The following is a 20464-nucleotide window of genomic DNA, read 5'->3' as shown; positions in this document are numbered from 1 at the left end:
CGCGGCGTGTTCGGCAGCCACGTCACCAATGTGCTGCGCCGGCTCAAGCGCATCTGTGCGTTCTATGGCGTGCAACCGCAGTTCATCCTGTGCTCGGCCACCATCGGCAACCCGCATGCGCATGCCGAAGCTTTGGTGGAAGAGCGCGTGCATGCAATCACCGAATCCGGCGCGCCCAGCGGGCCCAAGCACGTGCTGCTGTGGAACCCGCCGGTCATCAATCCGGACCTTGGCCTGCGCGCCTCGGCGCGCTCGCAGGCCAACCGCATTGCCCGCATCGCGATCAAGAGCGGGCTGAAGACGCTGGTGTTCGCGCAGACGCGCCTGATGGTGGAGGTGCTGACCAAGTACCTGAAGGACATCTTCGACAACGATCCGCGCAAGCCGGCGCGTATCCGTGCCTATCGCGGCGGCTACCTGCCCACCGAGCGCCGCGAGGTGGAGCGGGCGATGCGCGCCGGCAACATCGACGGCATCGTCAGCACCTCGGCCTTGGAGCTGGGCGTGGATATCGGTGCGCTCGACGTGGTCATCCTCAATGGCTACCCCGGCAGCGTTGCGGCGACGTGGCAGCGCTTCGGCCGCGCCGGTCGCCGGCAACAGGCCGCGCTGGGCGTGATGGTCGCCAGCAGCCAGCCGCTGGATCAGTACGTGGTGCGGCATCCGGATTTCTTCGCCAATGCCACGCCCGAGCACGCGCGCATCTCGCCGGACCAGCCGCTGATCCTGTTCGATCACATCCGCTGCGCTGCCTTCGAGCTGCCATTCCTCGCAGGCGAACCGTTCGGGCCAATCGATCCGCTGGTATTCCTGCAGGCGCTGGCCGAGACCGAAGTAGTGCATCAGGAAGGCGACCGCTGGGAATGGATTGCCGACAGCTACCCCGCCAATACGGTGAGCCTGCGCGCGGTGGCCGATGGCAACTTCGTGGTGGTGGACCGCAGCGACGGCAAGCAGCAGATCATCGCCGAGGTGGACTATTCCGCCGCTGCGCTGACACTGTACGAAGGCGCCATCCACATGGTGCAGAGCACGCCGTACCAGGTGGAGCGGCTGGATTGGGACGGGCGCAAGGCCTATGTCACCCGCACGCATGTGGATTACTACACCGACAGCATCGACTACACCAAGCTCAAGGTGCTGGACCGCTTTGACGGCAATGGCGCCGGCCGTGGTGATTCGCATCACGGCGAGGTGCATGTGGTGCGGCGCGTGGCCGGCTACAAGAAGATCCGCTATTACACGCACGAGAACATCGGCTACGGCCCGGTCAACCTGCCCGACCAGGAGCTGCATACCACCGCGGTGTGGTGGCAGCTACCGCAGGCCACCCTGCTGCGCAGCTTCGCGCAGAAGCAGGACGCGCTGGATGGTTTCCTCGGTGCCGCCTATGCGCTGCACATCGTTGCGACCGTTGCAGTGATGGCCGATGCGCGCGATCTGCAGAAGGCGGTTGGCAATGGCGACGGCGCCTGGTTCGCGGTAGCCGACCAGACCGGCCGTGGCCAGCTGCGCGGCAACGAAGCCGGCGAAGGCGCGGTGGAGCTGATGCAGAGCTTCGTGCCGACGGTGTACCTGTACGACAATTTCCCCGGCGGCGTGGGCCTGAGCGAGCCGCTGTGGCAGCGCCAGGGCGAGCTGGTGCAGCGCGCCCTGGAGCTGGTCGAGCGCTGCGACTGCAATGCCGGCTGCCCCGCCTGTGTGGGCCCGGTGCTGGCGGCGCAGGAGGAGGACAAGGGCGAGACGCCGCGTTCGCTGGCCTTGAAGGTGTTGTCGCTGCTGTCGGCCGAGCGTTGCGACCAGGTGCAGGCGGTTGCCGCCGATGAGGCGCTCGATCTGCTGCCATGAGCATCAGCCTGGACAAACTGAAGGCCTTGCGTAAACAGGCGGGGCTGGCAACGGCAGCGCCTGCAACAGCCGGCGAGCGCACCGCTGTTGCAGGAGCGGCGTCAGCCGCGAAGCCACCGATGGCGGATGCCGCCGCCGCGCCGGTTGCTTCGGATGCATTTGGTTCTTCATCGGCTGCGGAAACTGCATCGGCTTCGCGGCTGACGCCGCCCCTACAAAGGCAGAAGCAGGAATCCTCGGTGTTTGGCTGGGTCGATCAGATTCAGCACAAACCCGCAGCACCACAGGACGGCGCTGCGCTGCGACGCTTGTTGGCAACACGCAACCGTGCCATCGCTCCTGCCCAACCCATCGAACGTGGTCCGGTGGATCGTGATCTACCCGGCACCGAGATCGCACCCGGCCTCCATCTGATCGAAGCCTTCATTCCGCAGGCGATTCCCGCTGCACCGTTGTCGCTGGCCTTCAGCAAACGGCCTGAGGAAACCGTCGCACCGCAGGACCTGCTGTTCTTCGATACCGAAACCACCGGCCTGGCCGGCGGCACCGGCACCCGCGCCTTCATGATCGGCGCCGCCGATTGGCATCACGATGCAGCGCGCGGCGAAGGCCTGCGCGTGCGCCAGCTGCTGATGTCGACGATGGGTGCGGAGAGCGCGATGCTGGAGCTGTTCGCCAGCTGGTTGGCGCCGACGACCGTGCTGTCCAGTTACAACGGCCGCTGCTATGACGCGCCACTGCTGAAGACGCGCTATCGGCTGGCGCGGCGCGGTGATCCGATTTCGGCATTGGATCACGTTGACCTGCTGTTCCCCACCCGCCGCCGTTATCGCGGTACCTGGGAGAACTGCCGGCTGGCGACCATCGAACGGCAGTTGCTGCTGATCGCCCGCGAGGATGACTTGCCGGGTTCGGAAGCGCCTGCGGCGTGGTTGAGTTATCTGCGCGGTGGCAGCGCGCGCAACCTGCGCCGTGTTGGCGAGCACAATCACCAGGATGTGGTGACCTTGGCGCTGTTGTTCCAGCGACTGGTGCAGGCAGAAGCGGATGAGCGAGCCGGGTTGGCGTTGGAAGCCGAGGACTGAGTTTCAGTTGCTCGTCTCGCTTCACTTCAAGAGCCTACCCCTCCCCAACCCTCCCCTTGGCTGCACCAAAGGGAGGGAGCAGAGCTTGGCCCCCTCCCTTGCGCGAAGCGCAGGGGGGGGGTTGGGGAGGGGTGCTTCTGCTCTGCTCTTGCTCTGCTTCGCAGTTGCACCGCCACCACCCTCAAACATCACCCACCAAGCGGCTGCGCAATTCCACTACTGATCGCTTCGCGGATCAGCTGCTCGGCATCACGATTGGCCCTGGCACTGGCCGCTGCCTGCTGCCTGCCCAACTCGGCCTGCTGCTTGCCCAGTTCCCGCTGCTGCGCAGCCAGGCTTTCCATCTCCGCTCGCATCGCCGGGTTTTCCATTTCCTCACGCGCCTGGTCAAGCTTGCGCCGTGCCTCTTCAGACGCACGGCGTTGTGCGGCGGTACGTTCACCCGAACTCAATGCCAGCTGCGCCTGCTCATTCGCCAGCTCACCAATCCGTGCGCCGATCTCGCCCATACGCTCACCAATCTGCCCCTGGCGGTCACCCAAGGCTCCCTGCTGGTCACCCAGCCGGCCCTGCGCATCCCCCAGGCGCACGCTTTCGGCGTACAACCGCTCAAAGCGCGACAAGGTTGCCGCATCACGCACCACATAGCGCTTGCCGTCACGGCGTACCAGCAGCACGCCCTTGCCGTCGTCCAGTTGCTTGGCTTCGCGCAGGTCGGCAACGCTGCCATTCATGACGTTGTGGTTGCCCCTGATCAGCACATAACCATCGGCGTTCTGGTTGCTGGAAAGGTGGATCACGCCTTGCGTGCGGAGTGGTGCAGCGGGTGCGGGCGGGGCCGCAGGCGGTGCGGGTGGCACCACCAACGCCGGTGGTGCTGGCGGTGCGGCGGGTACCGCAGCAGCGGCAACCACCGTGCGCGACACCGACCCTGCAGCCGGTGCAGTGGGTGCGGTGGGCGCCATCGGCGCAGCGGGTGCGGCCAAAGGCGCCGGCGGCGCGGGGGGCGCAGGCGGTGCCGGCATCGCCACCAGCCGCAACGGTGCCACACCAACCAGAGCGACGGCGGCCAGAATCAGTACCGCACCAGCGCGCGGGAACGACGAGGTGTCCTGCAACATGAGCAATCTCCGCTTGAGGCTGAGGAAAGTCGGCGAGGCGCTGGCCAAGCCAGCACCGGGCCGGGGAGCAACGCCGAGCTGCAACAGCAGGCGTCCATAGTGTTGGCGGCAGTGCCGGTCACCGGCGACCACGGCGGCATCCACCGCCGCCTCGCGGGCGATGGCGTATTCGCGGGCGGCCAGATGCACCACCGGGTTGAAGAAGAACAGGTGCTGGGCCAGCGCAGGCACCAGGCCCAGCCACAGGTCGTGGCGCTGCAGGTGCACCAGCTCGTGGGTCAGCGCCATATCCAACTGGTCGTCACCCATGCGCTGCAGGCCACGTGCCGGCAACAGCAACACGGGACGCCATGGGCCAATCAGCTGCGGCGAATCGATCGCATTGCTCAGCATCAGCCGCGGTGCGCGGCGCAGGCCGTGCGCATCGGCGGCCAATGCGAGCGCGGCATTGAGCTTGTGGTCGCGGCAGGGCTGCGCGGCACGCAGCTGGACGCGGCTGGCACGCAACGCCAGCATGGTACGCAGCGCCATCACCAGTACGCCTGCAGCCCACATCGCCATCAACACCAGGCTCCACGACCAACCGCTGTCCACTGGCAGTGGTTGCATCACGATGATCGGCGCGGCGGCTGCCGATGCCGTCGTGGTCATGGTCATGGTCTGCGCCACCACTGGCGCCGCATCGAGGGCCGGCAACAAGGGCAGCTCAAGTGGCGAGGCCCAGAACAGGCCAACCATGGCCTGCACCGCCACCAGCCACCACAGCGCGCACTGGGTGCTGGCCGGCAGCCGTCGCACATATCGGCACAGCAGCCACACCAGCCCAGCCAACAGTGCGGTCTGCACGCTGGTCGCCAACAGGCGGCTGCCCAACAACTCAAGCGTCATCGACATGGCTCAGTCCTCCCGGCGCTGCGATTGCAGCTTGTTGACCAGTGCTTCCAGTTCGGCCAGTTCGTTGTCGCTGACCTCGGCCTTCTCCGACATCCACGCCACGAACGGCGAGATCGAGCCCTGCAGGGTCTTCTCGACAAAGCTGCCGACCGCGCCGTTGACCACTTCCTGCTGCTCGGCGGTGGTGCGGTAGCGGTACACGCCCTCGTCCTGCTCGCGCTGCAGGTAGCCCTTGCTGCGCAGGCGCTCCATCATCGTCAGCACGGTGGAGCGGGCCAGCCCGCGGGCCTCACCGAAGCGCGCGGCAACCTCGCCGACGCTGGTGGGTTCGTTCTCTCCGATGTACTGCAGCAGGGCCAGTTCCTGGTCCCCGATGGTCTTGCGGCGCATGGCCGTCTCCGTGACTACATTTGTCGTCACGGTAGATTTGCCTACATTTGTAGTCAATAGCCCGGATGGCACCCTGACCGCTGCCGGGCTGAATGATTCAGCTGACGGCGCTGTCGATCTGCCAGCGCGCGAACTCGCTCTCGAACTCGGCCAGGCTCAGCAGGCCCATGCAGGCATGGGCCCCGGTCGGCAGCCCTTCGCCGCGGGCGAAACGGCGTGCCAGCAGCACGGCCGCGAAGGTCGGAATCTCCGGACCGTGCAGCATTGGAGCAGTGAGATCCCAATGCACAGTGTGCTGCAGGCCTTCGCGTTGGCCACGCAAGGTGATGCGCATGCCGCCAAGATCGGTACCGAAGCGATCGAACCAGCGACTAGCCCGGGCAAATACGCCGGCCAGCGCATCCATCGGCAATGGCAGGCCAATGCGCCGAAGCCAGGCCATCGCAGCCAGAGAGCGCGACAGGAACGGCAACTCCAGCGCCGCGCGGAAGCGCACGGTCGCCACGCCGGGATAACGCTGCACCAGCAGCGTGTGGTCCGGCACATCACAGGGCGAAGCCAGGCGCGGACCGATGCGGGCGAAGCGCACCGGCTGCGGATCGGCCCAGCCGGTCACCGTCTGCCAGCGGCCATCCAGCCAACACTCGAACGGTTTGCCGCAATACGAAAGCACCGCACGCACCGTAGCCATGCCCAGTGGCGTGGCCTGCGCGGGTGCGATAACCATGTCGATGCTGTGCAGTTGATCGAACTGCGGGGCGAGTGCATCCACCACCGCGCTGGAGAGCGCCGGCAAGGTGCTGGCGCCGCTGATGGCACTGCGTTGCGTCTGTTCGGCCAAGGCCTGCAACTGCTGCGGAAACTCGGCAACGAAGTCACGTCCGTCGGCCAGATCGATGTAGTGCATGCCTGCACGCAGGCAGGCCTGTGCCACATCGTAGCCCTGGCCTTGGAACGGCCCCGCGGTATGGATGACCAAGGCCGCTCGCGTATCCGCCAGCTGTGCTTGGAAATCAGCGGCGGCGGTATCCAGCCGGCACAGCTCGATGGTCGCCAGATCCACACCGGGGAGATTGGCTGCGGCCTGCGCTGGATTGCGGCCAGCGGCTATGACTTTGATGCCCGGTGTGATCGCAAGTGCGCGCACGATGCGCGCGCCGAAATGACCGTAACCGCCCAACACCAGAACACGGCAGCTTTCCTGCTGTGACATCGGATCTTCCTGCGTCGATTGCTGGGTGGATTATCGGCGAGGAATGCGCCGTGTTGGCCCCTCCCCTTTGGCGCAGCCAAGGGGGAGGTTGGGAGGGGGTGGCTTTGGCTGTTGCTTGGACTCGTGGATGACGTTCCTGCGAAGAGCACCCCTCCCCAACCCTCCCCTGCGCGATGCGCAAGGGAGGGAGCTGTAGCCCCTCCCCTTTGGCGCAGCCAAGGGGGAGGTTGGGAGGGGGTGGTTTGGCCGTCGCTTGGGCTCGTGAATCGACCTTCCTGCAAAGAGCACCCCTCCCCAACCCTCCCCTGCGCGATGCGCAAGGGAGGGAGCTGTAGCCCCTCCCCTTTGGCGCAGCCAAGGGGGGAGGCTGGGAGGGGGTGGCTTTGGCTGTTGCCTGGGCTCATGGATCAACGTTCCTGCAAAGAGCCCCCCTCCCCAACCCTCCCCTGCGCGTTGCGCAAGGGAGGGAGCTGTGGCCCCTTCCCGTACGCAGCCAACGAGCAGGGCCGGCGGGGGTGGGGCTTGAGCCGACCGTCAACCGCGCGGGCCGCCCATCACCGGCAGGATCGCGCCGCTGATATAGCTGGCAGTAATCGGGGAAGCGAGGAACACATACGCCGGCGACACTTCCTCCGGCTGCGCGGGGCGTCCCATGTCACTGTCCTTGCCGAACTCGGCCACGTCTTCAGCCACCTTGTCTGCGGGGTTCAGCGGGGTCCATACCGGCCCCGGCGCGACGCAGTTGACGCGTATGCCGCGCGGCAACAACTGGCTGGCCAGGGACTTGGTGAACGCGTGGATCGCACCCTTGGTCGCCGCGTAATCGATCAACGATCCACTACCAAACAGACCGGTCTCCGAGCCGGTGTTGATGATGCTGGCGCCCTCGCCCATGTGCAGCAGTGCCGCCCTTGCCATGTGGATGTAGCCGGCGATATTGGTCTGCAGGGTCTCCTGCAGGTGCTCGTCGCTCAGATCTTCCAGGTGATGGCAGTGCAGCTGGAAGGCCGCGTTGTTGACCAGGATGTCGATACCACCAAACGCCTTGGCCACCTGCTGCACCGCGTGGTCGCAGAACGCCGGATCCCGCACGTCACCGCTGATCGCCAGGCTGCGCTGGCCTTCCTGCTCGATATGCCCGCAGGTGACCTTGGCATCTTCATGCTCACTCAGGTACAGCACGGCAACGTCGGCGCCTTCGCGGGCGAACAACACGGCCACCGCCCGGCCTATGCCGGAATCACCCCCGGTGATGATGGCGCGCATGCCTTTCAGTTTGCCGCTGCCCTTGTAGGCCTGGGCCAGATAGCGCGGTGCGAGCTGCAGATCATGCTCGTTGCCCGGCTTGGCCAGTTGCTGCGCTGGCAGCTTGCTGGGTTGGCGGCGAGCGCCGGCCTGCACACTGCCGTGATGTTTGGGCGTGGCGCTGCGCAGTTTCTCCTGTTGCTGCAGGTCTTCCTGCAAGCGGCGTTGCCGACTGGCGGTGCGTTGCGCCGCGCTGTCGACGGACGGTGCGGCGGCCTTCTTGGCGGCTTTTTTTCGTGGTGCAGCCTTGCTGACTGCGGGCGTCTTCTTGCTGGTTGCCATGACGTTCGCCTCCCGCTCATCCACCGGCATGGCGCGCGCAGTGCTCGCAGCAATAGGTGGCGCCGTTTGCCTCCACGCCATGGCCGATCACCGCACATTGGCAATGCGCACAGCGCGGTGCCATCGCGTGGATCGCGCATTCGAAGGAATCAAACGTGCCGGTAGCCTTGCCCTGGGTGACAGTGAAACTGTTGGCGTAGTTGTTGCCACAGACGTCGCAGGTAGCCATTGCGGTGCCCCTTTCGCTATCAGGTGGAGCCCGCAGTGTAGGCAGGCGCAAGGTCGGTGCCAGTGAAATACGCGTGGACGGGATGTGTATTTCATCCGCTGCAAACAGCGCTGCGGTAATGCTGCCAACCACACCACCGCCGCCGGAGTCCGCCATGCACCGCCTGATTGCCGTGTCCGCCACCGCCCTGATCCTGTCTGCCTGCAGCACGGCGCAGCTGAATACCATCCAGCCCATCGATGGCATCGTCTCCGGGCAATGCCACACCGACATGGTGCGCGGCGCGGTGGGCCTGGCCGCAGCACCCGATACCGTCGAAAAAGCGCGCGTGGACAGCGACAGCCTGCAGGTGAACGTGGTGCGCGGTCGTGACCAGCCCGAGGTGTTGCCGTCGATCCAGGCGCCGGCCACGTCCAGCGGCGGTGAACGGTTGACCATCGAGGTGGGCCGCACCAACAACATCACTGCGATGCGCTGCGGCTGACGGCACCGGTACCGCGATGGGCGGCGCGCAGGAAACGCAGTGCCGCCGCTTCCCATTGCCTTGGCCCCCGCAATGAACGCAGCCGCAGCAGCTGGCCCTGGCGCCAGCCATCGAATACACAGGGGTCGATATAGGCCTTGCGGCACACCGCCGGGGTATTGCCCAGCATCGCCGCAACCGCTGCAATCACCTGGTTCTGCATGGCTGTCAGGGCCTGCTCGCCGCCCCCGTCGGGCAGCGGCAGCTGCGCCAACTCGCGCAGCGCCACCAATGTACCGCCCCAGGTGCGGAAGTCCTTGGCGCTGAAGGTGTCACCCGTGGTGCGGCGCAGGTAATCATTGACATCGGCCGAGTCCACCGGCCGCAGTCGGCCGTTGTCGTCGCGGTACTGGAACAGCAACTGCCCTGGCAATTGCTGGCAACGCTGTACCAGCCTGGCGAGCTGCGGGTCATCTATATGCAGGGCCTGCAGCTGCCCGGACTTGCCGTTGAAACGCAACTGGGCGCGGCCGCCCCGTATCTGCAGGTGCTGGTTGCGCAGGGTGGTCAGCCCGTAGGAGCGATTGCTGCGGGCATAGGCATCGTTGCCGATCCGACCCAGAGTACGGCCCATCACCGCCACCACGATCGCGATCACCTTTTCGCGTGGCAGGCCGGGCAGTTTCAGGTCGGCCCTTGCCTGCCGGCGCAGGTCCGGCAGGGCCTTGCCGAAGGCGACAATGCGATCGAACTTGTCAGCACTGCGCATACGCACCCAATCCGGGTGATAGCGGTACTGCTTGCGCCCACGCGCATCGCGGCCGCTGGCCTGCAGATGGCCGTTGGCCTGCGCGCAGATCCATACCTGCGTATAGGCCGGTGGAATTGCCAGCGCGCGGATGCGCTGCAGCGTGGCTGCCGCCCTGACCGCGTGTCCGCGTGCATCCACATAGCGGAAGCCGCGTCCGCTGCGGATGCGGCGTATACCCGGCTCATCGTCACTGCTGTGGCGCAATCCGGGTGCGTTGTATGCGGCCATTGCGGACCTCCCGTTGCGGCTGCGCTCGGCAAGTATCGCGCGGCCCAGTGCGACGCAGCGTCAACAATCCCTTGTCTTGGCTATATGCTTGGGCTGACCATCAACACCCTGGAGTTCCGATGCAATTCCCGTCGACGCCGCGCGCACTGCGCCGCCCCGCCGCCCTGGTTGCCACCGCTGCGCTGCTGCTGTCGCTGAGCGCCTGCAAGGGCCCGGCCCCGGAAGAGCAGGACGAGGCGCTCAGCCAGGCACAGCAGGCCGCGCAGGCCGCTGCCTCCACTGCCGATGCCACCCCGCCGCCGCCGGCCAGCTGCGACGCCAGCCAGGTACAGGGCCTGGTCGGCCAGCCTTACGCCGAGTCCATGCTGGCCCAGGCCAAGGAAGATGCCGGCGCCACCGACGTACGCGTGCTCAAACCCAACCAGCCGGTGACCATGGAGTTCATCGGTGAACGCCTGAACATCGAAATCGATGAGAAAGGTATGGTCAGCGGCCTGCGCTGCGGCTGATTTTTGTATAGCCAAAGCCTTGCCGGGCAAGGCTTTGGTTGCGCTCGCAACGATGTATTGCGGCGCTGCAACAGCTGTGATTTAGTCGAACCATCCGGTGACCTCAAGGTGCGCTCCTGAACGAGCACGTTGTGTCATCGGGTGGGCGCGAGGGCGCTTGGGTCAGGCGAATACGCCGCAACGGCGTGCGTCGGGTCTTACCCCAACGGCACGTGCGGCAGCACGGCGCGATCCATCCGATGCATGACGTGCTCAGCGAGCGGGCGGGAGTGTCGCCGCTCACCTGAATCGCATCGAGGCACAGATGGCAGTCCGCACTCCGCAAGGCCTTTACGACCCGCAAGACGAACGCGATGCCTGTGGTTTCGGCATGGTCGCCCAACTCGACGACCAACCCTCGCGTCTGCTGGTGGATACCGCCATCGCCGCGCTGTCGCGCATGACCCACCGCGGTGGCGTTGCTGCCGACGGGCTCACCGGTGACGGCTGCGGCCTGCTGCTGCGCAAACCCACCGTCTTCCTGCGCCAGCTGGCCGAAGAGGCCGGCATCGTGCTGGGGCCGAACTTCGCTGCCGGCGTGGTGTTCCTGCCGCACGACGCGGATGCGGCCCAGCGATGTCGCGACGAACTGGATGCACAGCTGTGCGCCGCCGGCTGCCATCCGCGCGGCTGGCGTGAAGTGCCCACCGACGACAGCGTCTGCGGCCAGCTGGCACGCGACACGCTGCCGAAGATCGAACAGGTGTTCGTCGATGCCGATATCGAGCAGAGTGCCGAACAGTTCGCACTGGCCCTGTTCATGTCGCGCCGCCGCAGCGAACAGGCCCTGCGCGATGTCGCCGACTACTACGTCACCACGCTCAGCGCCGAGGCCATCAGCTACAAGGGCATGGTGCTGCCGGACAAGCTGAGCACCTTCTACCCCGATCTGCAGCGCCACGAGCTGGCATCCAGCGTGGTGGTGTTCCACCAGCGCTTCTCCACCAACACCATGCCACGCTGGCCGCTGGCGCATCCGTTCCGCATGCTCGCCCACAACGGCGAGATCAACACCATCGAAGGCAACCGCCACTGGGCGCAGGCGCGCAGCAAGGTGTGGAAGACGCCGAAGTTCGACATCGCCGAGCTCGACCCGGTGATCTCGATGCACGGCTCCGACTCGCAGAGCATGGACAACATGCTGGAGCTGATGGTGGCCGGTGGCATGGAGCTGATCCAGGCGCTGCGCATCCTGGTGCCGCCGGCAACCCAGTCGCTGGAGTTCAAGGACGCCGACCTCGCCGCGTTCTACGAGTTCTACGGCTTGAACAGCGAGCCCTGGGATGGCCCGGCCGGCATCGTCGCCTGCGACGGTCGCTATGCCGCCTGCACCCTGGACCGCAACGGCCTGCGCCCGGCGCGCTGGATGCTGACTTCCGACCGCCACTTCCTGGTCGCCTCCGAAGCCGGCGTCTGGGAAGTGCCGACCGAGCGCGTGGTGCGCAAGGGCAAGCTGGGCCCGGGCCAGATGATGGCCATCGACCTCAAGCGTGGCGACCTGCTCGATTCGGACGCCATCGACCGCATCAACCGTGCACGTGCGCCGTACAAGCAATGGCTGCACCAGGGCGTGACCTACCTGCAGACCGAGCTGATCGATCCCTCGCTGGCCGAGGAGCCGTTCGACGAGGCCACCCTGCGCAGTTACCACAAGCTGTTCCAGCTCACGACCGAGGAACTGGAACAGGTGCTGCGGCCGCTGGCCGAAACCGGGCAGGAAGCCACCGGCTCGATGGGCGATGACACCCCCATCGCCGTGCTCAGCCGCCACACCCGCCCGCTGTACGACTACTTCCGCCAGGCTTTCGCGCAGGTCACCAACCCGCCGATCGATCCGCTGCGCGAAGAGTGCGCGATGTCGCTGACCACCCAGCTCGGCAAGGAGACCAACATCTTCCACGCGGCGGCGGAGACGGTGAACCACGTCATCCTCAACTCGCCGGTGCTGAGCCAGCGCAAGCTGCGCCAGCTGCTGAAGATGGAGCAGTACGTCGAACGCAATCGCCTGATCGACCTGTCCTACAGCGTCGAGGAAGGGCTGAAGGCCGGCATCGAGCGCATCTGCGCCGAGTGCGAACAGGCCGCGCGCGATGGCGTGGTGATGCTGTTGTTGTCCGATCGTTACCCGGTTGCTGATCGGCCGATGGTGCATGCACTGCTGGCGACCAGCGCCGTGCATCATCATCTGTCCAAGGTTGGCCTGCGCTGTGAGGTCAACCTGATCCTGGAAACCGGCACCGCCCGCGATGCGCACCACATGGCCTGTCTGCTGGGCTTTGGTGCGACCGCGGTGTATCCATACCTGGCCTACCAGACCCTGTTCGACCTGGGCCGGCGCGGCATCCTGCAGTTGAAGAAGGGCGGTGAGGTCTCGCAGATCGGCCGCAGCTACCGCAAGGGCATCTACAAGGGCCTGAGCAAGATCATCTCCAAGATGGGCATCTGCACTGTCGCCAGCTATCGCGGCGCGCAGCTGTTCGAGATCGTCGGCCTCGATCCGGACGTGGTTGAACTGTGCTTCCCGGATACCGCCGCGCGCATCGGCGGCGTGGGCCTGGCACGCCTGGATACCGAGGCACGCGAGCTCACCGTGCGTGCCTGGAACGATCTGGCGCAGCCGGAAGTCGGCGGCCTGCTCAAGTATGTGCATGGCGGCGAATACCACATGTACAACCCGGACGTGGTGATGACGCTGCAGCGCGCCTCACGCACCGGCGATGCCGCCGATTGGCGCAAGTACATGGACGCAGTGCATTCGCGCCCGACCTCGGCGCTGCGCGACCTGCTGCAGCTCAAGCCGGCGGCAACGCCGGTGCCGCTGGACGAGGTGGAACCGGCCGAAGCGCTGTTCAAGCGATTCGACACGGCTGCGATTTCCTTGGGCGCACTGTCACCGGAAGCGCATGAAGCGCTGGCGATAGCGATGAACCGCCTTGGCGGCCGTTCCAACTCCGGCGAAGGCGGCGAAGATCCCGCCCGCTACGGCACCGAGAAGCGTTCCAAGATCAAGCAGGTGGCCTCCGGTCGCTTTGGCGTCACTGCTGAGTACCTGGTGAATGCCGAAGTGCTGCAGATCAAGGTCGCACAGGGCGCCAAGCCCGGTGAAGGCGGCCAGCTGCCCGGCCACAAGGTCAATGAACTGATCGCACGCCTGCGCTATGCCAAGCCCGGCATCGGCCTGATCTCGCCGCCGCCGCATCACGACATCTATTCGATCGAAGACCTGGCGCAGCTGATCTACGACCTGAAGCAGGTCAACCCGGACGCGCTGGTGTCGGTGAAGCTGGTCTCGCATGCCGGCGTCGGCACCATTGCCGCAGGCGTGGTGAAGGCCGGCGCCGACCTGATCACCGTGTCCGGCCATGACGGCGGCACCGGTGCCTCGCCGATCAGCTCGATCCGCTATGCCGGCGTGCCGTGGGAACTGGGTGTGGCCGAGTCACACCAGGCCCTGGTCGGCAACGACCTGCGCAGCCGCACCATCCTGCAGACCGACGGTGGCCTGAAGACCGGCCTGGATGTGGTCAAGGCCGCGCTGCTCGGCGCCGACAGCTTCGGCTTCGGCACCGGCCCGATGATCGTGCTGGGCTGCAAGTACCTGCGCATCTGCCACCTCAACAACTGCGCCACCGGCGTGGCCACCCAGGACGAGCGCCTGCGTGCCGGTTACTTCACCGGCCTGCCGGAGCGCGTGGAGAACTTCTTCCGCCTGCTGGCCGAGGAAGTGCGCGAGTGGCTGTCCTACCTGGGCGCGCGTTCGCTGGATGAAATCGTCGGCCGCACCGATCTGCTGCAACAGCTGGAAGTGTCGCCGCGCGAAGGCGTCAAGGTGGATCTGTCGCGGCTGCTCGCGCCTGCGCATTACGAAGGCGCGCACTGCGCCGCGCAGCGCCTGTACCAGTCGCCGGACAGCCTGGCCACGCAGATGGATGACCTGTTGGCCGATGCCATCGCCAACAAGCGCGGCGGCGAACACCGCTTCCTGATCCATAACACCGACCGCTCGGTGGGCACGCGCCTGTCCGGCACCATCGCCCGCGCGCATGGCAACCACGGCATGGACGAGGCACCGCTGAACCTGCGCTTCCGTGGCACTGCCGGGCAGAGTTTTGGTGCGTTCAACGTTGGCGGCCTGAACCTGGAAGTGGAAGGCGAAGCCAACGACTACGTCGGCAAGGGCATGGCCGGCGGCCGCCTGGTGGTGCGCCCACCGCGCGGCGCGCGCTTCGAGGCGCGCAACACCGCCATCATCGGCAACACCTGCCTGTATGGCGCCACCGGTGGCGAGCTGTTCGCCGCAGGCCGCGCCGGCGAGCGCTTCGGCGTGCGCAACTCCGGCGCACTGGCGGTGATCGAAGGTGCCGGTGACCACTGCTGCGAGTACATGACCGACGGTGTGGTCGCAGTGCTTGGCAAGGTCGGCCTGAACTTCGGCGCCGGCTTCACCGGTGGCCTGGCCTATGTGCTGGATATCGACCGTGATTTCGTCGACCGCTACAACCACGAATTGATCGACATCCATCGCATCTCGGCCGAAGGCTTCGAGAACCATCGCCAGCACCTGCACACCCTGATCGGCCGCCATCGCGAATTGACCGGCAGCATCTGGGCGCAGCAGATCATCGACGAGTTCCGCGACTACGTCGGCAAGTTCTGGCTGGTCAAACCCAAGGCCGCCAGCATTGAATCGCTGGCCGAGTCGCTGCGCCGCGCCGCTTGACGCATTGTCTCCCTCTCCCGCCTGCGGGAGAGGGCCGGGGTGAGGGCAGCTTCAAGAGCCCCCTCATCCGCCCCTCCGGGGCACCTTCTCCCGCAAGCGGGAGAAGGGCTCCTCCAGACGCCACGAGTTCCCATGAGCCGCAAGCAAGCCTTCCAGTTTCTCGATCTGCCCCGCACCATGCCGCAGCGCATTCCGGTGGAATTGCGCACGTCCGGCGATTGGGGCGAGCTCTACGGCAAGTTCGACAAGGCCGACGCGCAGTACCAGGCCGGCCGTTGCCTGGACTGCGGCAACCCCTACTGCAGTTGGAAGTGCCCGGTGCACAACGCCATCCCGCAGTGGCTGCAGCTGGTGCAGGAAGACCGCATCCACGAGGCGGCGACGCTCTGCCATTCCACCAACCCACTGCCGGAAGTCTGCGGCCGCGTCTGCCCGCAGGATCGCCTGTGCGAAGGCAGCTGCACGCTGGAGGAATTCGGCGCGGTCACCATCGGCGCGGTCGAGAAATACATCGTCGATACCGCCCTGGCTACCGGCTGGAAGCCTGACCTGCATGCGGTTGAGAGCACCGGCAAGCGTGTTGCCGTTGTGGGTGCAGGCCCTGCCGGTCTGGCCTGCGCTGATCGCCTGGCGCGTGCCGGCGTGCAGGCGGTGGTGTTTGACCGCTACGAACAGATCGGTGGCCTGCTGCAGTTCGGCATTCCCAGCTTCAAGCTGGACAAGAGCGTGATCGACCGCCGCCGCGAGATCCTCGAAGGCATGGGCGTGCAGTTCCGCCTGGGCGTGGAGATCGGCCGCGACATCAGCATCGAGCAGTTGCAGGCCGACTACGACGCGGTGTTCCTCGGCACCGGTGCCTACCGTTACACCGACGGTGGCCTGATCGGCCAGGACCTGAAGAACGTGCTGCCGGCGCTGCCCTTCCTGGTGCAGAACAGCCGCATTGTCGGCGGCAACGATCCGCAGGGCCGGCCGATTGCCGGCTGGGAAGACCAGATCGCCCTGCCCGACCTCAACGGCAAGCGTGTGGTGGTGCTGGGTGGCGGCGATACCGGCATGGACTGCGTGCGCAGCGCGATCCGCCTGGGCGCGGCCAAGGTGACCTGTGCCTACCGTCGCGACGAAGCCAATATGCCGGGCTCGGCACGCGAAGTGGCCAACGCCCGCGAAGAAGGCGTGCGTTTCCTGTTCAACCGCCAGCCGCTGGCGATTGAAGCCGGTGCCGATGATGAAGTGATCGGCGTGACCGTGGTTGAGACCGCGTTGAGCGAGCCGGACGCCAATGGGCGCCGCAATGCGGTGGCGATTGATGGCAGCGAGTCGCTGCTGGAAGCCGACGTGGTGATCATCGCCTTCGGCTTCTCGCCGACGCTGCCGGAATGGTTGGCATCGCAGGGTGTCGAAGCCAGCAACAACGGCCGCATCATTGCCGGCGGTGCTAGCCGTCTGCCCTACCAGACCCACAACCCCAAGTTGTTTGCCGGCGGCGACGCCGTGCGCGGTGCGGACCTGGTGGTGACGGCAGTTGCCGAAGGACGGGATGCCGCAGCCAGCATCCTGCAGTTGATCACCCGTCAGGCAGCGGCGGCATAAGTCGCGGCGCTAAAAGCACCCCTCCCCAACCCTCCCCTTGGCTTCGCCAAAGGGAGGGGGCAACAGCGGTAGTGCCGAGCCATGCTCGGCAGAGGCTTTCCCGGCGAAACGCGAAGCCCTCCCCAGCCCTCCCCTTGGCTTCGCCAAAGGAAGGGGGCCTGGTACCGCGCCATGCCCGGCAATTCCGTAGCCCGGGTAAGCGCAGCGCACCCGGGGGGGGTTTCACGCATTGTCCGCGGGTACATCACGCTTACCCGGCTACGTGAATCCTCAGGCCGGCTGCGCGCGCAACAGTTGATGCAAGGTACTCTTCAACCTGCGGCCTTCCTCACGCAGGTAGTCACGCTCATCACGCCATGCGGGAAAGCGCGCCTCCACCTCGGCCCAGAACGCCGGCGAATGATTGGCCTGCAGCAGATGGCATAGCTCGTGCACCAACACGTACTCGAACGCAGACGGGCGCGCCAATACCAGGGCCAGATCCAGCGCCATCGAACCATCGGGCGCCAGCGATCCCCATTGCGAGGACATCACCTTGGGCCGCAACCGCGTGGGTGCCCTGCCCAGCCCCGGCAGATAGCGCGGCAACCATTGGCCAACGTCGGCACGCACCTGTACTTCATAGAACTCACGCAGCCCGCGGCGCAGGGCCGGCTCGCCCGCCCGTGCAGGTAACTGGATGCTCACCGCATCCGCCGTCGCCTCGATGCGGGTGAAGCGCCCCTCCTGCCACTGCACCGGCAACAACGCCCCGCGCAACGGCAACACGCCGGGCTGACGCAGTTGCAGCGCAGGTGCCAGCAGACCATCGCCGCCCAGCCGCGCCAGCTGCTGCTGCAACCATTGCCGGTTGGCGTGCAGGAAACGTTCGCCGGACACCAGGCTTGCGCGCAGCGGCATGGTCAGACGTGCGCCGCGCTCATCGACGCTGAGCTTGAGCCGGCGCGCACGCGGATCGCGCACACGCAGTACCTCGATCTCGGCATCGTCCAGACGCAGCCGCACCGTGTCGCGCTGGATCACCGGCGCGGCGGGCGTAATCAGACGACGGAACAGACTGGCCATATGCCCAGCATAGTCCCTACCCGGTTACGAAACCGGGTAGGTCAGCAACGGGTTCAGCTGTCAGCCTTGCTCAGCTTGAAGGCCTGCTCCAGCAGCAGGAACAGGCGGCGGATTTCGCCACTCTGCAAGGCAAAACGCGCATCCAGTTCGGCGCGGCGGCCTTCCTCGTCGATGTGCTCGAGCTGGTCCAGCGCGCCATCGAGGAACTTCAGCTTGCGCACGATCAGGTCGTCACCCAGCACGAAGGACAGGTTGTCCTCAAACACCAGTGCCAGCTTGGTGACCTGTTTGCCGGCATCCAGGTGCTTGTCGATCTCGTCGCAGCGCAGCTCCTGGTGCTGGCACTTGACCACCGCGCCGCCCTCGGCCGGGTCCTTCATCTCGCACTCTTCGCCCAGGCTCAGGCCTTCGGGCAGCGGCTCGCCCGCGATCCATGCGGTCAGGATCGAGCGCGGCGCGACTTCGGCATTCAACGGCATCGCCGGGAAGCTGCCCAGCATGCCGCGGATGTCGCTCATCACGTTCTCGCCGGTCTTGCGGCTGGAGCTGTCCACCGCCACATAGCCGTGCTGCAGGTCCAGGAAGGCGTCGGTACGCGAGCTCTTGACGAAGGCGCGCGGCAGCAGTTCGTGCAGCAGGTCGTCCTTCAGGCGCTTGCGCTCGCGGCCACCGGGCTTGCGGCCTTCCTTCTCTTCGATTTCTTCCAGCTTGCGGGCCAACAGGTCATTGACCACCACGCTGGGCAGGATCTTGTCTTCACCGCCCACGGTCAGCCACAGCGCATCGCCGATGCGGTGCGAGAACTGGTTCTTCTCTTCGCGGCCGAACGGCGAGATGAAACCGCGCGAAGTCATTTCCAGCGCACCGACCGGCTTGAGCACTACCTGCGGCAGCAGCGTGTCGACCTCGGAAAAATCAATGGAAGTAGGGAAACGGAACAGCGTGAGGTTCTTGAAAAACATGGATGTCCTATTTCGAATTCAGAGTCCGGGCTGGTCTTCCCATTGCAGGAAGGGGCCCATCAAGCGGATGGATGAGGCCTGCTGCCGCGCCTGCGGTCAGCGCGTAACCACCTGACCTCAGCCCAGCCCTTCTCCTTGCGGGGGAATGGCTTCCTGATCGTCCTGCCTGTCGCCACCTGCCAACCACGCGTGGGCATCGGGCAGTTGTGCGTCGTCACGGCGGCCCAGCGCCATGAAGTCGAACAGCTTGGGGTCAGCCAGCTGCGAGGGGCGGATATCGCCCAGCGCGCGCGAGATCTGCTCGATGCGGCCGGGGCTGTCCTTCTCCCACTGCTTCATCATCAGGCCCACCTGCTTGCGCTGCAGGTTTTCCTGGCTGCCGCACAGGTTGCACGGGATGATCGGGAATTGGCGGGTGGTGGCGTAATCAATGATGTCCGCTTCGCGCACATAGGCCAGCGGGCGGATGACCACGTGCTTGCCGTCATCGCTGCGCAGCTTGGGCGGCATGCCCGAGATCTTGGAATGGTGGAACAGGTTCATGAAGAACGTGGCCACCATGTCGTCGCGGTGGTGGCCCAGCGCGATCTTGGTGAAGCCATTGGCTTCGGCATAGGTGTACAACGAGCCACGACGCATGCGCGAGCACAGCGAACACATGGTCTTGCCTTCCGGGATCACCCGGCTGACCACCGAATAGGTGTCCTGCTCGATGATGTGATACGGCACACCGATCGATGCCAGGTATTCGGGCAGCACGTGTTCAGGGAAGCCCGGCTGCTTCTGGTCCAGGTTCACCGCCACCAACTCGAAGGGCACCGGGGCTTTCTTCTGCAGCTGCAGCAGGATGTCCAGCAAGGTATAGCTGTCCTTGCCGCCGGACAGGCAGACCATCACCTTGTCGCCGGCCTCGATCATCCCGAAGTCGGCAATGGCCTGACCTACCTGACGGCGCAGGCGTTTGTTGAGTTTCTGGTGTTCGCGTTCGGCCACGCGCGGATCGCGGGCCCGCGGTGCGGGATCGGGCAGGGGAATGACGGCGCTCATTGCCGCCATTCTACCGGCTCACGGCCGCCCCCTCTCACAGCGGCCGGCAACTGTGTATGCTCGGCCCTCGTGGAGACCATGACGCCCGCCGAAATCAGCCAGCGCATCACCGTCCTGCGGGCCGAGCACCGCAGCTTGGACGAGTGCATCGCGCGCCTGGCCGCCAACCCTGACGACGAGCTGGAAGCCAAGCGCCTGAAGCGGCGCAAGCTGCAGCTCAAGGACAGCATCTTCAAGCTGGAATGCATGCTGATCCCGGACGAGCCGGCCTGAACAGGCAGCCCCCCGTCATGTAGTGCCGAGCCATGCTCGGAAGGGGCTTGCCCAGCGAAAAGCTCACCCCTCCCCAACCCTCCCCTTCGCTGCGCGAAAGGGAGGGAGCAACAGCGGTAGTGCCGAGCCATGCTCGGCAGGGGCTTTCCCGGCGAAAAGCACCCTCACCCCCACCCCTCTCCCGCTGGCGGCAGAGGGACTCGGAGTTATCGCGGCCAGAGAATTCCCCAAACCCTCCCCTTCGCTGCGCGAAACGGAGGCAGCAACAGCGGTAGTGCCGAGCCATGCTCGGCAGGGGCTTTCCCGGCGAAACGCAAAGCCCTCCCCAGCCCTCCCCTTGGCTTCGCCAAAGGAAGGGGGCCTGGTACCGCGCCATGCCCGGCAATT

General features: G+C 66.0%; 15 protein-coding genes and 1 pseudogene. 7 read left to right on the top strand and 9 right to left on the bottom strand.

The genetic code is table 11. The features are described from left to right. Positions 1-1848, top strand: a 1848-nt coding sequence (locus B2527_RS10240; RefSeq protein ID WP_414717063.1) for a DEAD/DEAH box helicase, incomplete at its 5' end; no start/stop codon positions are given. Then, positions 1842-2933: pseudogene (locus B2527_RS10235) on the top strand (ribonuclease H-like domain-containing protein); the annotation flags it as partial. The gene B2527_RS10240 and the pseudogene B2527_RS10235, both read left to right, overlap by 7 nt. Before the next feature lie 188 nt (positions 2934-3121). On the opposite strand, the gene B2527_RS10230 reads toward B2527_RS10235, so the two are convergent. The 5 genes from B2527_RS10230 to B2527_RS10210 form a co-directional block, all read right to left on the bottom strand. Beyond that, on the bottom strand, positions 3122-4948 hold the full coding sequence (locus tag B2527_RS10230; RefSeq protein ID WP_293711546.1) for a M56 family metallopeptidase: 1827 nt from the start codon (positions 4946-4948) through the stop codon (positions 3122-3124). 3 nt (positions 4949-4951) lie between these two features. Beyond that, on the bottom strand, positions 4952-5338 hold the full coding sequence (locus B2527_RS10225) for a BlaI/MecI/CopY family transcriptional regulator (protein ID WP_293711543.1): 387 nt from the start codon (positions 5336-5338) through the stop codon (positions 4952-4954). Between the two features lie 97 nt (positions 5339-5435). Next, entirely contained in the window at positions 5436-6551 is a 1116-nt protein-coding gene (locus tag B2527_RS10220) for a saccharopine dehydrogenase family protein (protein ID WP_293711540.1), read from the bottom strand. Positions 6552-7085: 534 nt separating this feature from the next. Then, the gene (locus B2527_RS10215) at positions 7086-8138 is read right to left on the bottom strand and encodes an SDR family oxidoreductase (protein ID WP_293711537.1); all 1053 of its coding nucleotides are present in this window, start codon (positions 8136-8138) and stop codon (positions 7086-7088) included. 16 nt (positions 8139-8154) lie between these two features. After that, a complete protein-coding gene (locus B2527_RS10210) occupies positions 8155-8367 on the bottom strand; it encodes a hypothetical protein (protein ID WP_293711534.1) in 213 nt (70 codons plus the stop codon). 154 nt (positions 8368-8521) lie between these two features. On the opposite strand from B2527_RS10210, the gene B2527_RS10205 reads away from it, so the two are divergent. Further along, positions 8522-8851 (top strand): hypothetical protein, encoded by a 330-nt coding sequence (locus tag B2527_RS10205; protein WP_293711531.1) that lies wholly within the window; start codon positions 8522-8524, stop codon positions 8849-8851. Here B2527_RS10205 and B2527_RS10200 read toward each other — a convergent pair. Beyond that, positions 8829-9869 carry a DNA topoisomerase IB gene (locus B2527_RS10200; protein ID WP_293711528.1) on the bottom strand — a complete coding sequence of 347 codons (1041 nt, stop codon included), beginning with the start codon at positions 9867-9869 and terminating at the stop codon, positions 8829-8831. The genes B2527_RS10205 and B2527_RS10200 overlap by 23 nt on opposite strands. A gap of 119 nt (positions 9870-9988) precedes the next feature. Here B2527_RS10200 and B2527_RS10195 point away from each other — a divergent pair, with 119 nt between their 5' ends. The 3 genes from B2527_RS10195 to B2527_RS10185 all read left to right on the top strand — a co-directional run bounded on the left by B2527_RS10195 (position 9989) and on the right by B2527_RS10185 (position 16730). Continuing rightward, complete coding sequence (locus B2527_RS10195) at positions 9989-10378, top strand: I78 family peptidase inhibitor (protein ID WP_293711525.1); 390 nt, start codon at positions 9989-9991, stop codon at positions 10376-10378. 304 nt (positions 10379-10682) lie between these two features. Beyond that, positions 10683-15137 (top strand): glutamate synthase large subunit, encoded by a 4455-nt coding sequence (gene gltB, locus B2527_RS10190; RefSeq protein WP_293711523.1) that lies wholly within the window; start codon positions 10683-10685, stop codon positions 15135-15137. 132 nt (positions 15138-15269) lie between these two features. Continuing rightward, positions 15270-16730, top strand: coding sequence for an FAD-dependent oxidoreductase (locus B2527_RS10185; protein ID WP_293711520.1), 1461 nt, complete (start codon positions 15270-15272; stop codon positions 16728-16730). Between the two features lie 270 nt (positions 16731-17000). On the opposite strand, the gene B2527_RS10180 is transcribed toward B2527_RS10185, so the two are convergent. The 3 genes from B2527_RS10180 to ttcA form a co-directional block, all read right to left on the bottom strand. Then, a complete protein-coding gene (locus B2527_RS10180; protein WP_293711518.1) occupies positions 17001-17795 on the bottom strand; it encodes a M48 family metallopeptidase in 795 nt (264 codons plus the stop codon). Between the two features lie 53 nt (positions 17796-17848). Then, on the bottom strand, positions 17849-18757 hold the full coding sequence (locus B2527_RS10175) for a recombination-associated protein RdgC (RefSeq protein ID WP_293711515.1): 909 nt from the start codon (positions 18755-18757) through the stop codon (positions 17849-17851). 117 nt (positions 18758-18874) lie between these two features. Next, entirely contained in the window at positions 18875-19813 is a 939-nt protein-coding gene (gene ttcA, locus B2527_RS10170; protein ID WP_293711512.1) for a tRNA 2-thiocytidine(32) synthetase TtcA, read from the bottom strand. 69 nt (positions 19814-19882) lie between these two features. On the opposite strand from ttcA, the gene B2527_RS10165 reads away from it, so the two are divergent. Further along, positions 19883-20077, top strand: coding sequence for a YdcH family protein (locus B2527_RS10165; protein WP_321288400.1), 195 nt, complete (start codon positions 19883-19885; stop codon positions 20075-20077). Positions 20078-20464 lie beyond the last annotated feature (387 nt).

The organism is Stenotrophomonas sp. UBA7606, from assembly GCF_002477705.1.
In the GTDB taxonomy this organism is placed as follows: domain Bacteria; phylum Pseudomonadota; class Gammaproteobacteria; order Xanthomonadales; family Xanthomonadaceae; genus Stenotrophomonas.
Note: the sequence above shows the minus strand (reverse complement) of the source record. Positions and strands in the feature narration are given on the sequence as shown.

Coding starts and splice junctions, on each gene's coding strand:
- B2527_RS10210 (WP_293711534.1), bottom strand. CDS start 8,367: ATGGCTACCTGCGACGTCTGTGGCAACAACTACGCCAACAGTTTCACT.
- B2527_RS10200 (WP_293711528.1), bottom strand. CDS start 9,869: ATGGCCGCATACAACGCACCCGGATTGCGCCACAGCAGTGACGATGAG.
- ttcA (WP_293711512.1), bottom strand. CDS start 19,813: ATGGCGGCAATGAGCGCCGTCATTCCCCTGCCCGATCCCGCACCGCGG.
- B2527_RS10225 (WP_293711543.1), bottom strand. CDS start 5,338: ATGCGCCGCAAGACCATCGGGGACCAGGAACTGGCCCTGCTGCAGTAC.
- B2527_RS10230 (WP_293711546.1), bottom strand. CDS start 4,948: ATGTCGATGACGCTTGAGTTGTTGGGCAGCCGCCTGTTGGCGACCAGC.
- B2527_RS10215 (WP_293711537.1), bottom strand. CDS start 8,138: ATGGCAACCAGCAAGAAGACGCCCGCAGTCAGCAAGGCTGCACCACGA.
- gltB (WP_293711523.1), top strand. CDS start 10,683: ATGGCAGTCCGCACTCCGCAAGGCCTTTACGACCCGCAAGACGAACGC.
- B2527_RS10205 (WP_293711531.1), top strand. CDS start 8,522: ATGCACCGCCTGATTGCCGTGTCCGCCACCGCCCTGATCCTGTCTGCC.
- B2527_RS10165 (WP_321288400.1), top strand. CDS start 19,883: ATGACGCCCGCCGAAATCAGCCAGCGCATCACCGTCCTGCGGGCCGAG.
- B2527_RS10195 (WP_293711525.1), top strand. CDS start 9,989: ATGCAATTCCCGTCGACGCCGCGCGCACTGCGCCGCCCCGCCGCCCTG.
- B2527_RS10185 (WP_293711520.1), top strand. CDS start 15,270: ATGAGCCGCAAGCAAGCCTTCCAGTTTCTCGATCTGCCCCGCACCATG.
- B2527_RS10175 (WP_293711515.1), bottom strand. CDS start 18,757: ATGTTTTTCAAGAACCTCACGCTGTTCCGTTTCCCTACTTCCATTGAT.
- B2527_RS10220 (WP_293711540.1), bottom strand. CDS start 6,551: ATGTCACAGCAGGAAAGCTGCCGTGTTCTGGTGTTGGGCGGTTACGGT.
- B2527_RS10180 (WP_293711518.1), bottom strand. CDS start 17,795: ATGGCCAGTCTGTTCCGTCGTCTGATTACGCCCGCCGCGCCGGTGATC.